This window comes from Amycolatopsis sp. WAC 04182 (genome assembly GCF_003947465.1).
GTDB lineage: Bacteria > Actinomycetota > Actinomycetes > Mycobacteriales > Pseudonocardiaceae > Amycolatopsis.
The window spans coordinates 1,054,077-1,067,767 of sequence record NZ_QHJJ01000003.1 but is presented as its reverse complement, the minus strand read 5'-3'; the positions used below and the strand labels follow the sequence as shown (position 1 = coordinate 1,067,767).

Annotated in this window: 12 protein-coding genes; 4 read left to right on the top strand and 8 right to left on the bottom strand. The window is 68.0% G+C overall.

Annotated elements, in window-relative coordinates:
• Positions 1-216 precede the first annotated feature (216 nt).
• Both DMH01_RS18665 and DMH01_RS18660 read left to right on the top strand, forming a co-directional pair.
• Positions 217-819, top strand: coding sequence for an RNA polymerase sigma factor (locus DMH01_RS18665; RefSeq protein WP_125678401.1), 603 nt, complete (start codon positions 217-219; stop codon positions 817-819).
• Positions 812-1,717, top strand: coding sequence for a CU044_5270 family protein (locus DMH01_RS18660; RefSeq protein ID WP_125678399.1), 906 nt, complete (start codon positions 812-814; stop codon positions 1,715-1,717). The genes DMH01_RS18665 and DMH01_RS18660 overlap by 8 nt, the downstream gene beginning before the upstream one ends.
• A gap of 4 nt (positions 1,718-1,721) precedes the next feature.
• Here the strand turns inward: DMH01_RS18660 and DMH01_RS18655 are convergent, their stop codons facing one another.
• Both DMH01_RS18655 and DMH01_RS18650 read right to left on the bottom strand, forming a co-directional pair.
• The gene (locus DMH01_RS18655) at positions 1,722-2,501 is read right to left on the bottom strand and encodes an enoyl-CoA hydratase/isomerase family protein (protein WP_125678397.1); all 780 of its coding nucleotides are present in this window, start codon (positions 2,499-2,501) and stop codon (positions 1,722-1,724) included.
• 34 nt (positions 2,502-2,535) lie between these two features.
• Positions 2,536-3,426, bottom strand: a complete 891-nt coding sequence (locus DMH01_RS18650) for a PaaX family transcriptional regulator C-terminal domain-containing protein (RefSeq protein WP_125678395.1) — start codon at positions 3,424-3,426, stop codon at positions 2,536-2,538.
• A gap of 146 nt (positions 3,427-3,572) precedes the next feature.
• Here DMH01_RS18650 and DMH01_RS18645 point away from each other — a divergent pair, with 146 nt between their 5' ends.
• Positions 3,573-5,210, top strand: a complete 1,638-nt coding sequence (locus DMH01_RS18645) for an ABC-F family ATP-binding cassette domain-containing protein (RefSeq protein ID WP_125678393.1) — start codon at positions 3,573-3,575, stop codon at positions 5,208-5,210.
• Positions 5,211-5,237: 27 nt separating this feature from the next.
• On the opposite strand, the gene DMH01_RS18640 is transcribed toward DMH01_RS18645, so the two are convergent.
• The 6 genes from DMH01_RS18640 to DMH01_RS18615 all read right to left on the bottom strand — a co-directional run bounded on the left by DMH01_RS18640 (position 5,238) and on the right by DMH01_RS18615 (position 12,196).
• On the bottom strand, positions 5,238-6,056 hold the full coding sequence (locus tag DMH01_RS18640; protein WP_125678391.1) for a carbohydrate ABC transporter permease: 819 nt from the start codon (positions 6,054-6,056) through the stop codon (positions 5,238-5,240).
• Positions 6,053-6,940: a carbohydrate ABC transporter permease gene (locus tag DMH01_RS18635; RefSeq protein WP_233621585.1), complete on the bottom strand. Its 888-nt coding sequence runs from the start codon at positions 6,938-6,940 to the stop codon at positions 6,053-6,055. Before DMH01_RS18635 ends, DMH01_RS18640 begins: the two co-directional genes overlap by 4 nt.
• A 7-nt stretch (positions 6,941-6,947) precedes the next feature.
• On the bottom strand, positions 6,948-8,219 hold the full coding sequence (locus tag DMH01_RS18630) for an extracellular solute-binding protein (protein ID WP_125678389.1): 1,272 nt from the start codon (positions 8,217-8,219) through the stop codon (positions 6,948-6,950).
• Positions 8,220-8,348: 129 nt separating this feature from the next.
• Entirely contained in the window at positions 8,349-10,454 is a 2,106-nt protein-coding gene (locus DMH01_RS18625) for an alpha-galactosidase (RefSeq protein WP_125678387.1), read from the bottom strand.
• Between the two features lie 316 nt (positions 10,455-10,770).
• Positions 10,771-11,208 carry a PPOX class F420-dependent oxidoreductase gene (locus DMH01_RS18620; protein ID WP_125678385.1) on the bottom strand — a complete coding sequence of 146 codons (438 nt, stop codon included), beginning with the start codon at positions 11,206-11,208 and terminating at the stop codon, positions 10,771-10,773.
• Between the two features lie 40 nt (positions 11,209-11,248).
• The gene (locus tag DMH01_RS18615; RefSeq protein ID WP_125678383.1) at positions 11,249-12,196 is read right to left on the bottom strand and encodes a methionyl-tRNA formyltransferase; all 948 of its coding nucleotides are present in this window, start codon (positions 12,194-12,196) and stop codon (positions 11,249-11,251) included.
• A 137-nt stretch (positions 12,197-12,333) separates the two neighbouring features.
• On the opposite strand from DMH01_RS18615, the gene DMH01_RS18610 reads away from it, so the two are divergent.
• Positions 12,334-13,677 (top strand): lysine N(6)-hydroxylase/L-ornithine N(5)-oxygenase family protein, encoded by a 1,344-nt coding sequence (locus DMH01_RS18610; protein WP_125678381.1) that lies wholly within the window; start codon positions 12,334-12,336, stop codon positions 13,675-13,677.
• The last annotated feature ends 14 nt before the right edge of the window (positions 13,678-13,691 follow it).

Genomic DNA, 13,691 nt, shown 5'->3' with positions numbered 1-13,691 from the left:
TGCGCTGAGTAGTCGTTTTCGGGTGCGTCTCATGGCGGTTCTCTCCAAAAGAGGCGGCGAGACTGACCTGCTCTGAATGATGGCGCGTGTGGTCTAGACCACACTTGAATGTAGCGCGGGACGCATAAAAGGTCTAGACCGATTCGGCCGGCCGTGAACCCGTTCGGCCCCGGTCGCGGATAGCAGGTGACACTGACGAACGGCGAAGGGCGGTCCATGAGCTCATCTGGGGCGGATCCGGACGATCTCGAAGACGCGGAGTTGATCGCGAGATCGGTGACCAGGCCGGACTGGTTCTCCGCGATCTTCGACCGGCATGCCGCGCACATCCACCGTTACCTGGTCAGACGCATCGGGCCCGCCGCCGCCGAGGACGCGCTGGGGGAGGCGTTCCTGGTGGCCTTCCGCAAACGCGAGGGCTACGACACCGAGCGCCGCGACGCCCGGCCCTGGCTCTACGGGATCGCCACCAACCTCGTGGCGCAGCGGCGTCGTGAGGAGGCCAAGGAGCTGAAGCTGCGGGAAGCCCTCGGCCCGCCGTCTCACGAAGAAGGACACGCCGAGCGTGTCGCGGAGCAGGTGACCGCCGAGGCGATGGGGAAGCTGCTGGACTCCGCGCTGGCGGAATTGAACGACGGAGACCGGGACGCGCTCACGTTGTTCGCCGGAGAAGGCCTGACCTACGAGGAAGTGGCCTCGGCGTTGGGCATTCCGCTCGGCACCGTCCGTTCGCGGCTCAACCGCGCCCGCCGCAAGGTCCGCGAGGCGCTGGGGCGTCCGGGCACCACGACTCCGAAGGAGATCTCCACTCATGGATGAGTTGCAGCTGATCGCCGAGCGGACCGGCTCGGTGCCACTCGCGGAATCCGGCGCACTCGGTCCGGCGCGGGCACGCTTGATGGCCGAGATCGCCGCCGCCGAAGCGGAAAACGTGGTGCCGCTGCGAAAACGACGGCGTTGGGTCTGGACCGGGGCGGGCGCGGCCGGGCTGGCCGCGGCCATCACCGCGGTCGTCGCGCTGGCGCCGGTCGAGCAGGTCGGCCTCGAACCTCCCGCGGCCGCCGCGGATCCCGTGACTGTGCTCCGGAACGCCGCCGCGGCCGCGCTGAAGTCTCCCGCCGTTCCGCCGAGGCCCGACCAATTCCTCTACACGAAGACCAAGGATCCCGAGGGGGAGAGGGAATCATGGTTCTCGGCCGACGGCACCCGGGACGGCGTGATCAAGATGGCGGACGGATCGCTCCTGCCGCTCCCGGGCTGCCGGGACGGGAAAGCGCAGGTGTACAAGGGCGGCGAGCCGCTGAAGGGACGCACGGAGCCGTGCGAGCCGAACGTCCGCGATCGCCGCGACCTCCCCACCGGCGCCGACGCGATGTTCGCCTACCTCAACGCCCACCACTCCGGTGAGGACGGCGACTACAACGCGATGGGCAAGGAGATCCAGGAGCTGGCGAGTGGGTACTACCTTTCGCCCGCGACTCGCGCCGCCCTGTTCGAAGCCGCGGCGAAGGTGCCCCGGCTCCGGGTCATGGAGACCGCCCACGACGCCGCGGGAAGGCCCGGAGTCGGGATCACGTGGCCGTTGAAGCCCAGCGACGGTCCGGACGCGGAGCCGATCGTGATCGTCTTCACCGCGGACACGTTCCAGTTCCTGGGCACGAATTCGACCGCGGTGACCGCGTCCGGCGTGGTGGACGCGGTCGGCCGGCGGCCGTAGCGGATCAGCGGCCGGTGAAGGTCGCCTTGCCGGGGCCGTCGGCGAGGAACGACTTCACCGCGCCGCGCAGGTCCTCGGTGTCGAAGAGCCCGGCGGCGATCGTCGTGATGTGCTCGTTCGCCTCGGCGACGCCGCCGTGCTCGTAGTGCTCGAGGACCTTCTTGGTGGCCGCGTGCGCCTTCGTCGGCCCCTGCGCGAGGTCGGTCGTGAAGGCGCGCACGGCCTCGTCGAAGCCGTCGATCGGGAACACCCGGTTCACCACGTTCCAGCGTTCGAGCGTCGCGGCGTCGTAGGTCGCGCCGGTCATCACGAACTCCTTGGCGCGGCCGACGCCGGCGCGGGCGGCGAGCCGCTGGGTGCCGCCCATGGTCGGGGTCAGGCCGACGACGCGTTCGACCAGGCCGAACTTGGCCTTCTCGCTCGCGAGGATGATGTCGCAGGCGACCGCGACCTCGAACGCCCAGGTCAGGCACAAACCGTGGGCGGCGAACACGGTCGGGAACGGGAGCGCGGCGATCCGGTCCGGGATCGCCAGCATCTCGTCGAAGAGCACCTTCGCCTCGGCCGCGCTCGACTGGGCGTCGAACAGGGAGACGTCCACGCCGCCGCTGACGATCTTCCCCTCGGCGCGGATCAGGGCCGCGCGCGGCGGCGTGGTCTCCAGTTCGCCGATCGCCTCGCCCAGTTCGGCCTGCAGTTCCGCCGTGTAGAGGTTCAGCGGCGGCGAAGCGATGGTCAGGACGGCGAGGTCGTCTTCACGGTCGAGGCGGATCGAGGCGGCCAAGGCGGTTCCCTCCGATGGGTCGTTTTCCGTGACCCTAGCCCGACGCCGCCACGAGTTCGTCCCATTGCGCCTGTGCTTCTGGTCGCCATTCGACGTGCTTGCGGTGGAACAGGTCCGCCGCGCGCACGCCGCTCCAACCGTCGGGGAGAAGTTTCAGCGGAAGCCGGGGATCGAGGAACGGGAAGCTGCGCCATTCGTGGACCAGTTCGGTCTGCGCACGCAGGACGCCGCGTTCACCGGATGGGTGTAACCCGGTGAACCGGTCGATGAAGTCCTCGTAGCGGTCCTTGAGCTCACTGAGGTCCCAGGACCGCGCGACCATCGTCTCCTGATCGCCGACGTCACCGTAGGCGGCGGTGAACGACATCGCCTGCGCGTCGAGGCCGAGTTCCTGCACGATCTGCTGGGCCTCCCGCTGGCGGCTGAGATCCGGGCTGACCCAGACACCGGCGACCGGCGAGCCGAACCCGGCCCACGTCAGGCGGGTGCGCAGCCGATGCCGGAGATCCCGTTTCGCTTCGGGGACCGACACGATCAACATCAACCAGCGATCGTCCCAGGCCTTCTCCTCGTTGCCGAACGCGTAGATCCGTTCCGCGCCTTCGGTCAGCAGTCGTCTGCCGGGTGGAGTGAGCGACCAGCGCACTCTTCGCCCGACGCGTTCGGAGACGACCCAGCCCTCGGCGGAGGAACGGGCCAGCGCCTGCCTCGCGGACTTCTCTTCGATGTCCAGCACGTGCAGCGCCTCGACCAGCGTCGAGGTCCAGATCGATTGATCACGGGGCAGGACGTACTCGCCGAGGATCGTCATCAGCAGCGACCGCGCGCTGGCATGACCGACTTCCCGCCGCCTGCTCAACGTCGGCCTACGGGTACCGCCTTTCTGCTGGTGGACGACGGGGACCGGGGTGGCGGAGTCCGCCATTTGCTGTCACCGACCTCAATGCTCGGGGATTCGTTCGGGTCCAGAAGAACAACCAGGTTACCCACGTTCCGTGATCGCTTGGATACTTGCCACTCTTCCGAGGGACCACGAGCTGTTCAATCGGCCCCCGTAGACTTACCGATCTCATGAGCGCCACACTCGTTGCCAAGAATCTCGCCGCCGGCCACGGCGACCGTGTTCTGTTCTCCGGTCTCGACCTGGTCGTCGCGCCCGGCGAAGTGATCGGTCTCGTCGGGGTCAACGGCGCGGGCAAGTCGACCCTGCTGAAGACCCTCGGCGGCCTCGTCCCGCCGGAGGAGGGCAGCGTACGGCTGAACCCGCCGACGGCCACCGTCGGTCACCTCCCGCAGGAGCCGGAACGCCGTGAGGGTGAGTCCGTCCGCGCGTTCCTCGCCCGGCGCACCGGCGTCACCGCGGCACAGGCCGCGCTCGACGCCGCCACCGAAGCGCTCACCGCGGGCGAACCCGGCGCGGACGACGCGTACGGTCTCGCGCTCGACCGCTGGCTCGCGCTCGGCGGGGCCGACCTGGACGACCGGGCGGGCGAGGTGGTCGCGGATCTCGGGCTCACCGTGAACCTCGACCAGCCGATGCTGTCGTTGTCGGGCGGGCAGGCGGCCCGCGCGGGAATGGCGTCGCTGCTGCTGAGCCGGTACGACATCTTCCTGCTCGACGAGCCGACCAACGACCTCGACCTCGACGGTCTGGAACGGCTCGAACGGTTCGTGACCGGGTTGCGCGCCGGGACCGTGCTGGTCAGCCACGACCGGGAGTTCCTCGCCCGCACCGTGGATCGCGTCGTCGAACTCGACTACGCGCAGCAGCAGGTGCGGACCTACGGCGGCGGTTACGAGTCGTACCTGGAGGAACGTGCCGTCGCGCGGCGGCACGCCCGTGAGGAGTACGAGGAGTTCGCGAACACCAAGGCCTCGCTCGAAGCCCGTGGCGCGATGCAGCGTTCGTGGATGGAGAAGGGCGTCAAGAACGCCCGGCGCAAGGCCACCGACAACGACAAGGTCGGCCGCAAGTTCCGGAGCGAGGCGACGGAGAAGCAGGCTTCGAAGGCGCGGCAGACCGACCGCATGATCGAGCGGCTCGAAGTCGTCGAGGAACCGCGCAAGGAATGGGAACTGCGGATGGAGATCGCCGCCGCGCCCAGGGCGGGCGCGGTCGTGGCGACCCTGCGCGGCGCGGTGGTGCGGCGGAGCGAGTTCACCCTGGGTCCGGTGGACCTGCAGATCGACTGGGCGGACAAGGTCGCGATCACTGGGGCCAACGGCGCCGGGAAGTCGACGCTGCTCGCCGCGCTGCTCGGACGCGTCCCGGTCGACGAAGGCGGCGCGTCGCTCGGCTCCGGTGTCGTGGTCGGTGAGGTCGACCAGGCGCGGAAGCTGTTCCTCGGCGACCTTCCGCTGGTCGAGGCCTTCGCCCGCGAGGTCCCGGAACTGGCCGACGCCGATGTGCGGACGCTGCTCGCGAAGTACGGGCTCAAAGCCGCGCACGTCCTCCGGTCCGCGGCCACGTTGTCGCCGGGGGAGCGGACCCGGTCCGCGCTGGCGCTGCTGCAGGCACGCGGGGTGAACCTGCTCGTGCTCGACGAGCCGACGAACCACCTCGACCTGCCCGCGATCGAGCAACTGGAGTCGGCGCTGGCGGAGTATCCGGGGACGCTGCTGCTGGTGACGCACGACCGGCGGATGCTGGACGCGGTGGCGACGACGCGGCGGCTGGAAGTCGCCGAGGGCAAGGTCACGGAGCTGTGAGCATTTAGAGGACTAAATGCGGCAGGGTCAGCCTTTGGTGGCGCCGCCGGTGAGCCCCTTCACGAACTGCTTCTGCAACGCCAGGTAGAAGATCAGCACCGGAAGGGTCGCCAGGAACATCAGCGCGAACACGCTGCCGAGATCCGCCTGGTACTGCCCGATCGAGCGGTAGATCCCGGTGGTGATCGTCGTGCCCTGGCTGGGGCCGAGGATGATCAGCGGATCGATGAAGTCGTTCCAGATCCACACCCCGAGGAAGATCAGCACACTCGCCGTGGCCGGGCGCAGCAGCGGGAACACGATCCGCCAGAACACCTGCGTCCGGCTCGCGCCGTCGAGCAGCGCGGCCTCCTCGAGCTCCACCGGAACGCCGCGGATGAACCCGGTGAACACGAAGACGCCGAACGGCACGTAGTAGCCGACGTTGAACAGCACCAAGCCCTGGATCGTCGCCATCAGCCCGGTCAGCCGCAGCACCTCGGTGACCGGGATCAGGATCACCTGGGGCGGGATCATCAAGCCCGCCAACAGGATCAGCGTGAGCACCTTGGTCCATCGCTTGCCCGAACGCGCGAGGTAGTGCCCGAGCATGGCCGAAAGCACGGTCAGCACGATGATCGACAGCAGGGTGACGAGCATGCTGTTCGCCAGGCTCACCCAGAAGAGCCCATCGGGGCGGGTGAGGACGGCGTGGATGTTGGTCAGCGTCGGTGGCAGCGGGACCGACGCCGGCTCCTGGGCGATCCGGTCGCCGGGTTTGAAGACGTTGACGAGCACGTAGTACAGCGGCACGGCGAACAGCGCGCTCGCCAGGATCGCCGCGGCGGGCCGGAGTTTCGCGGTCACAGGTCGACCTCCCGCCGCCGCAGGAACCGCAGCACGATCGTGGTCAGGGCCGCCACGATCACCAGCATCACCACGGCCATCGCGGACGCGTAGCCGACGTGGTTCGCGTCGAGGCCGGTGGCGAGGACGTCGAACGCGATGGTGGCCGTGGTCCCCGAACCCGGCCCGCCGTTGGTGACCACCTTGACGTAGTCGTAGGTCTTGAACGCCGAGATCAGCAGGACGACGGTGTTGATCGTCAGCGACGGCGCGAGCAGCGGCCAGGTCACCGCGCGGAACCGCCGGACCGGTCCGGCGCCGTCGATCTCCGCGGCCTCCAGCAGTTCGGCCGGGACACCCTGCAGGCCCGCGAGATAAACGACCACGCAGAACCCCAGCATTTGCCAGCACACGATCGACGCGACCGAGTAGAGCGCCAGGTCCGGATCCGATAGCCAGCCCGGCGGGTGCTCTACGCCGAGGGCGCGGAGCGCGTCGTTGATCGGGCCCCGGTCGTCGAGCAGCTTCGTCCAGATGATGCTGACCACGACCGAGCTGAGGATCACGGGCGTGAAGAACACGCTGCGCAAAACGTTGTACAGCCGGCCTTTCCGGTCGAGCAGCACCGCGACGCCGAGCCCGAGTACGTTCGGGACGACCACGACGATCACGGTCAGGATCGTCGTGACCCGGAGCGCGGTCAGGAACTGTTCGTCCTGGAACAGCATCCGGTAGTTCTCGAGCCCCACGAACTCCGCGGGCGGGTCGAACGGGTTGTGGTTCGTCAGGCTGTAGCCGAAGCTGATGAGGATCGGCGCCATGACGAAGCAGAGGTAGACGACGACACCAGGCGCGCCGAACGAGGCGAAATGCCACACCCGCGGCAGGATCGGTTTTCTCCCCATCGTGGTGTCAGCGCGCCTTCGCCCATTCGGTGTCCAGGAAAGCGCACGCGTCGGCCACCGTTTTGCGGCCGGTGATGACGTCCTGCGCGGTTTGGTAGACCTTGTCCTTCATCCCCGGCAGGAGACCGTCGTCCGCGGTTTCCCAGCTGAAGGCGTTCACGACGGCGTTCTTCGTGACGGCTTCCTGGTACAGGTCGTAGCCCGCCTTGAAGACCGGGCCGACGTCGGAGGGTGGCGTGTATCCCTTGATCGCGGGAAACAGGCCGTCGGCCTTCACCGAGGCGTCGATCTGCTCCTTGTCGAGCTGGAACGCGAGGGCGAACTTCCTTGCGGCGTCGAGGTTCCGTGACTTCGCGTTGACGACGATGCCGCCACCGGTGTAGGCGGGCACGACGAGTTTTCCGTCCTCGGAAGGGAAGTTGAAGACACCGATCTCGAACGGCGGCTTCTTGGCGTCGGCGCTCGCCGCGAACCAATTGCCCATCGGGTACATCGCGCCCTCGCCGTTGAGGAAGGCCGCCTCGGTCGCCGAGTAGTCCCGCGAGACCTGGGTCTTGTCGAGGTAGCCCTTGGCCACCAGGTCGGCGAACTTGCCGAACGCCTGCTGGAAGGCCGGATCGGTGAATTTGACCTGGTCGGCCCGCCGCTGGGAAAGCCAGTCCGGTGTCCTGCCGTAGACGTCGACGCTGACCAGGCCGTCGAGCAGCATCGCGGACGGGAACCCCTCCTTGCCGCCGCCGATGGTGAACGGAGTGATGCCCTTCGCCTTCAGTTTCCCCGACGCGGCGAGGAGTTCGTTCCACGTCTTCGGTGTCGACGTGATCCCGGCGTCGGCGAAGAGCTTCTTGTTGTAGTAGACCGGCGGGATGGTCTGGGTGTTGGCCGGCAGCTGGTGGTGCCCGCCCTTGATCGGGTTGGCCGCGGGGAACTGGAAATCCTTGAGCTCCGCGGGCGTCCACGCGTAGAGGTTGCCCGATTCGGCGAAACCGGCGGAGTCGACGGCGATCGCGACGTCCGGGAACTGGCCGGACTGCAGCAACTGCTTGGCGTAGCCGGTGCGGTCGGTCGACGGGGCGACCAGTTTCTTCACACTCAGGCCGGGATTGCGGTCGGTGACGCGTTTGATCGCGGAGTCCCAATAGGACGGTGGGAGGTTCGGTGTCTCGAACGTGAGGAAGGTGATCTCGTCGCCGGAGGCGTTCGTCCCGCCGCCGACGGTACATCCGGTGAGGCTCGCGGCGAGAAGTAGTGCGGCTCCCAACGCGAAGGACCTTCTCATGCCCCAGTCACCCTTCTCGCGGCGATGCACGGCGTCTCATATACGACGGCATTCGATCGGATGTCTAGGGGGATGTCAAGCGGCTTCCGGGGCTCAAAGGCGTCGAAAATGGGCGATACATCTGATCTATCAGAGCTTCGTCAGCCGGATCACGATGCTGGCGAAATCCCCCTCCGGCAGACCCGGGAACAGGCCGTGTGCCAGGAGCGAGGCACCGTGCCACACCTTTCCGGTGTCCTCGTCGCGGTAGCGGGCGGAGGGGTCGAGACCGTCGAGCCGGACCGGTCGTTCGTGAGTGTGGAAATGTGCCGCTTGCCGGAACACGAACACCACCGCGCGTCCGCCGTCGGCCGCCACGTACTGCAACGCGGAGACGCCGTCGGTGGCGGGCGGTATGAGACGGTGGAGCCTGCCGTGCTGGACGGTCGGCCGGATCTCCTTGTACAGCGCGGTCTGTTCGCGCGCGTGGGCCAGATCCTCCTCGGACCACTTCACGATGTCGCCGCCGATGCCGAGCACCCCCGTCATCGCGACGTGGAACCGGAAGCGCAGCGGCGTGGATCGCCGGGTGACGAAGTTGGGGTCGTCGGTGACCCACGCCGACATCGCGCGCGCCGGGTACACCTGGCCGTAGCCGTGCTGGATGACGAGCCGGTCGAGCGCGTCGGTGTTGTCGGAAGTCCAGACCTGGTCCGTCCTGGCCATGATCCCGAGATCGATCCGGCCGCCACCGCCGCCGCACGCCTCGATCCGCAGCCCGGGATGGCGGACGCGCAGGCGGTCCATGATCGCGTAGACCGAGCGGGTGTGCTCCACCCACAGCCGGTCCGGATCGCTGTCGGCGGGCCAGCCCGCCTCGCTGAACGGGCGGTTCATGTCCCATTTCAGGAAGTCGATCCCGTGCGTGCCGACGAGGGAATCGAGCGTGCCGAACGCCCACTCGGCGACGTCCGGGCGGGCGAAGTTGAGCACCAACTGGTTTCGCAGTTCCGAACGTGTCCGCTGTGGATGGTGCAGGACCCAGTCCGGATGGGCGCGGTACAGGTCGCTGTCCGGGTTGACCATTTCGGGTTCGACCCAGAGCCCGAACTTCATGCCGAGCCGGTGCACTTCGGCGACGAGTGGTTCGAGACCGTCGGGGAACTTGGCCCGGTTGACCTCCCAGTCGCCGAGGCCGGCGTGGTCACCGTTCCGGGCGCCGAACCAGCCGTCGTCCACCACGAACAGCTCCACGCCGAGCGCGGCCGCTCTCTTGGCGAGCGCGCGTTGCCCCGCGTCGCTGACGTCGAAACCCGTTGCCTCCCAGGAGTTGTAGAGCACCGGCCGGAGCTCGCCGGGATGCGGGAGGACGTGGCCCATCGTGTACGCGTGCCAGGCGCGGCTCGCGGCGCCGAAACCGCCCTCGGTGTACAGGCCGGCGAAAACCGGCGTGGTGAGCGTGTCGCCGGGCGCGAGCCGGGGGACGACGCCGTCTTGGCCGAAACCGCCGGTCACGGTGAGGCGGCCGGTGGATGAACGGGTGGTGGTGATCCGCCACGAACCGCTCCACGCGAGCACGGCGCTGTAGACGTCGCCGTGCCGCTCGGTCGTTTCGCCGTCGTCGAGCATCACCCACGGATTGGCGTGATGGCTCGTGATGCCGCGCCTGCTGCCGAACGTCGTTTCGCCGTGGGGGACAGGCTCGCGGAGCAGTTGGCTTTCGGCCGCCCAGCGGCCGGTGACGTGGCTGATGCGGTAGTCCGGCCGGTCCGGCACGACCCAGGTCGCCGAGTCGGCCCGGATGATCTCGATCGGGCCGTCCGTGCCGTCGTGGCGGAGTTCGGTCCAGCGCTCGATGACGTCGGTGCCCTCCGGAACGCGGTAGCCGAGCGTGATCTGGAGGGGGTAATGGCGATCGCGGAACCGGACGCGCAGCTGTCCGCCGTCGATGTCGTGGCCGAGGTACCGCCATTCGAGGGCCCGGGTCCTGTCGGCGAACCGGACCTGGAGGGCGGGGGTCCAGTACCGGGTGCCGCCGTCGGCGGCGAGTTCGTCGAGTCCCTCGTTGGGATCGTTGAAGGCGTCCCAGCGTTGTTTCGTCCGGGGTAGGACGTCGGCGAGCTGGTCGGCGGTGAGCGCCGGGCCCCAATAGACGTGGGAAGGCGTGTCGTCCTCGGCCAGCCTGAGCGCGTAACTCGTGGCTGCCGTGCTGATGAGCCAGGAGCGGGTGTTCTCGTCGAAAACGATCTCGGCCACGAAGTCATCCTGGCGGCGAACGGTGGCTGCGGCCAGAACGATCCCGCTCGGCGGTACACCCGGGGTTGCACGAGACGCCGCCCCGAGTACATGAAGGCCCCCTTCCTGTACCTAGGCGCAAGGATGGGGGCCTTCATGTACTGGGCAAGGTGCGAAGGGTGAGTTTCTTAGGCTGAGCCGAGGGAAGGGGGCCTTCACGCGCAGCCGTTGTGACTGCTGGTGCCTGTGGGGCGCAGGTGGCGATCACCGAGTCTGTGAAGGCCTCCTTGAGGGACCCAGAGTCCCTCAAGGAGGCCTTCACGGACCAGACCCGGTATCAGCCGCCGACCTTCGCGATCGCCACGAAATGCTCCGGCCGCACCCGCACGATCACCTTTCCCGCAGACGTCGCGTACGCCAGCCAGCCATCGATGGCCTCCTGCCCGGCTTCGCCGAGGTACCGCCGGGCGATCGACTCCGAACCCGCGCGGACGTCGTCCGGGTCCGAAACGATCTCCGCGACCCCTTCGACGCTCACGAACGAGTAGGGCGGAACCGGGTCGTCGACGACCACCGAGACGCGGGGATTCTCCTTGAGCGCCTTGCCTTTGACGGTGTCCGCGCCCAGGTTGACCAAGATGTCGTCCCCGTCGAGGGCGAACCAGATCGGGACCGCGTGCGGCCTGCCGTCCGGGCGGACCGTCACGAAGACGGCGGTGCGGGTGCCTTCGGCAAGGAAGGCACGGCGCTGCTCGTCGGTCATCTTCTCCGGCATGACTTTCCCTCCAGGGTGGCTGTCGAACCGTGAGCACACCTTAGGGGCGCGAGGTGAGATAACCGCCCATCGTGCGGAAGTACTCGTTCGCGGACAGTTCGGTGCCGTCCTCGGTCCGGACCCGCTCGATGACGAGACCGTGCGACCGGCCCCGGCGCGACTCCGGTCCGGCGACGATCACGACGCCTTCACCCTCACGGATGAAGATCCGGCCGGGGGTGCCGCCGTAGTGACCCACCGAAACCGACGAGCGGATCACCCGTAGCTGCTTCCCGCGGTGGTAGGTGAAGGCGTTGGGGTACGGGTCGGACTGGGCGCGCACCAGCCGCTCGATCTCGTCGGCGGGCCACGACCAGTCGATGAGGCTGTCTTGGAGGGCACGCTTGTGGAAGAAGCTGGCCTTCGACCTGTCCTGTTTGACCGGCGTGTAGTCCCCGCTCGCGATGAGCTCGATGGCCTCGGTGGTGATCGGCGCGATGAGGTCGACCGTCCGGTGGAACAGATCGGTCGTCGTGTCCTTCGGGCCGACCGGCACGGAGCGCTGGAGCACGATGTCGCCGGCGTCGAGGTCGGCGTCCATCATGTGGGCGGTGAGGCCCACTTCCTTCTCGCCGTTGATGAGCGCCCAGATCAGCGGCGAGAAGCCGGCGTAGGCGGGCAGCAGCGAGTCGTGGACGTTCAGCGTGCCGTACCGCGGCATCTCGAAGATCTCGGGCGGCAGCCAGGTGCGCCAGTTGTTGGCGACGATCAGGTCGAGATCGGCTTCCTTCAGCTCCGCCAGCAGTTCCGCGTCGTCGGGACGCTGCCGCAGCAGCGCGCGGATCCCGTTGGCCTCGGCGAGGTCCGCGACGGAATCGGACCAGATCTTCTCGTAGGCGTGGTCACTCTTCGGGTGGGTGACGACGAGGGCGACCTCGTGCCCCGCGTCGATCAAGGCCCGCAGGGTGCGGTGTCCCCAGGTCTGGTATCCGAACATGGCGACCCGCATGGGACCGGCCTCCTCCTGGTCGAGGGATGAACATCACCACTGAAAGTACTAGTTGAGCCTCACCTAACTTAGGTTAGGGTTCCCTGGTCTTTGTAACGAAGTACCGAGATGCGGCTGAGCCGCGCTAGGGGTTCAAGATGGCACGAGCAGTGGTCGGTGAACGGGTTCCGGTCTACGACGTGGTCGGGGTCGGGTTCGGTCCCTCGAACCTCGCGCTCGCCATCGCCGTCACCGAGCACAACGCCGCGCCGGGGGCCGAGACCGTCACGGCCCACTTCCTCGAGCGCCAGGTGCGGTTCGGCTGGCACCGCGGGATGTTGATCGACAACGCGACCATGCAGGTGTCCTTCCTCAAGGACCTGGCGACGATGCGGAACCCGACGAGTTCGTTCAGCTTCCTGTCGTATTTGCACAGCAAGGACCGGTTGGTCGATTTCATCAACCACAAGAACCTGTTCCCGTTGCGGATCGAGTTCCACGACTACTTCGAATGGGCGGCGGAAAAGGTCGACGACCTCGTTTCCTACGGCACGGAAGTGCTCTCCGTCACGCCGGTGTTCGACGGTGACGAGATCGTGTTCTTCGACGTGCATGCCCGCACCGACGGCGAACTGGTGAACCTGCGCGCCCGCAATCTGGTGATGGGCACCGGCTTGCGGCCGAACCTGCCCGAAGGTGTGACGCCGGGCACACGGATCTGGCACAACAGCGAACTCCTGCACCGGCTGGAGGGAATGGCCGCCGAGGAGCCGCGCCGGTTCGTCGTCGTCGGCGCCGGCCAGAGCGCGGCCGAGGTGAGCGCGCTGCTGCACGACCGCTTCCCGCGGGCCGAGGTGTGCGCGGTGTTCGCGCGGTACGGCTACAGCCCGGCCGACGACAGCGCGTTCGCCAACCGGATCTTCGACCCCGAGGCGGTCGGGCGGTTCTACGAAGCGCCGGCGGAGGTCAAGGACCGGCTGATGCGCTACCACGGCGCGACCAACTATTCGGCCGTGGACATCGAACTCATCGACGAGTTGTACCGGCGTGTCTACCGCGAGAAGGTGCAGGGGATCGAGCGGCTGAAGCTCATCAACGTCTCCCGTCCCACCGAGGTGACCGACACCGGCTCCGAAGTGCGGGTCACCGTCGAAGCGCTGGAGACCGGGGAGCGGACCCGGCTCGACGCCGACTTCGTCGTGTACGCCACCGGGTACAGCCCGGCGGATCCGACACCGCTGCTCGGTGAGCTCGCCTCCGCCTGCACGCGCGACGACGAGGGCAGGCTCCGCGTCGAGCGCGACTACCGGATCGTCACCGAGCCGCCGCTGGACGGCGGGATCTACCTGCAGGGCGGCACCGAGCACACGCACGGCATCACGTCGTCGCTGCTGTCCAACACCGCCGTCCGGGTCGGCGAGATCCTGCAGTCCATTGTGGACCGGCGGGCCGCGGGCGTCGCCCGGCCCGAGTACGCGGTGAGCGGGACCGCGCCCGCCTGAGGCACGGACGATCC

Coding starts and splice junctions, on each gene's coding strand:
- DMH01_RS18665 (WP_125678401.1), top strand. CDS start 217: ATGAGCTCATCTGGGGCGGATCCGGACGATCTCGAAGACGCGGAGTTG.
- DMH01_RS18660 (WP_125678399.1), top strand. CDS start 812: ATGGATGAGTTGCAGCTGATCGCCGAGCGGACCGGCTCGGTGCCACTC.
- DMH01_RS18650 (WP_125678395.1), bottom strand. CDS start 3,426: ATGGCGGACTCCGCCACCCCGGTCCCCGTCGTCCACCAGCAGAAAGGC.
- DMH01_RS18645 (WP_125678393.1), top strand. CDS start 3,573: ATGAGCGCCACACTCGTTGCCAAGAATCTCGCCGCCGGCCACGGCGAC.
- DMH01_RS18635 (WP_233621585.1), bottom strand. CDS start 6,940: ATGGGGAGAAAACCGATCCTGCCGCGGGTGTGGCATTTCGCCTCGTTC.
- DMH01_RS18630 (WP_125678389.1), bottom strand. CDS start 8,219: ATGAGAAGGTCCTTCGCGTTGGGAGCCGCACTACTTCTCGCCGCGAGC.
- DMH01_RS18620 (WP_125678385.1), bottom strand. CDS start 11,208: ATGCCGGAGAAGATGACCGACGAGCAGCGCCGTGCCTTCCTTGCCGAA.
- DMH01_RS18615 (WP_125678383.1), bottom strand. CDS start 12,196: ATGCGGGTCGCCATGTTCGGATACCAGACCTGGGGACACCGCACCCTG.
- DMH01_RS18610 (WP_125678381.1), top strand. CDS start 12,334: ATGGCACGAGCAGTGGTCGGTGAACGGGTTCCGGTCTACGACGTGGTC.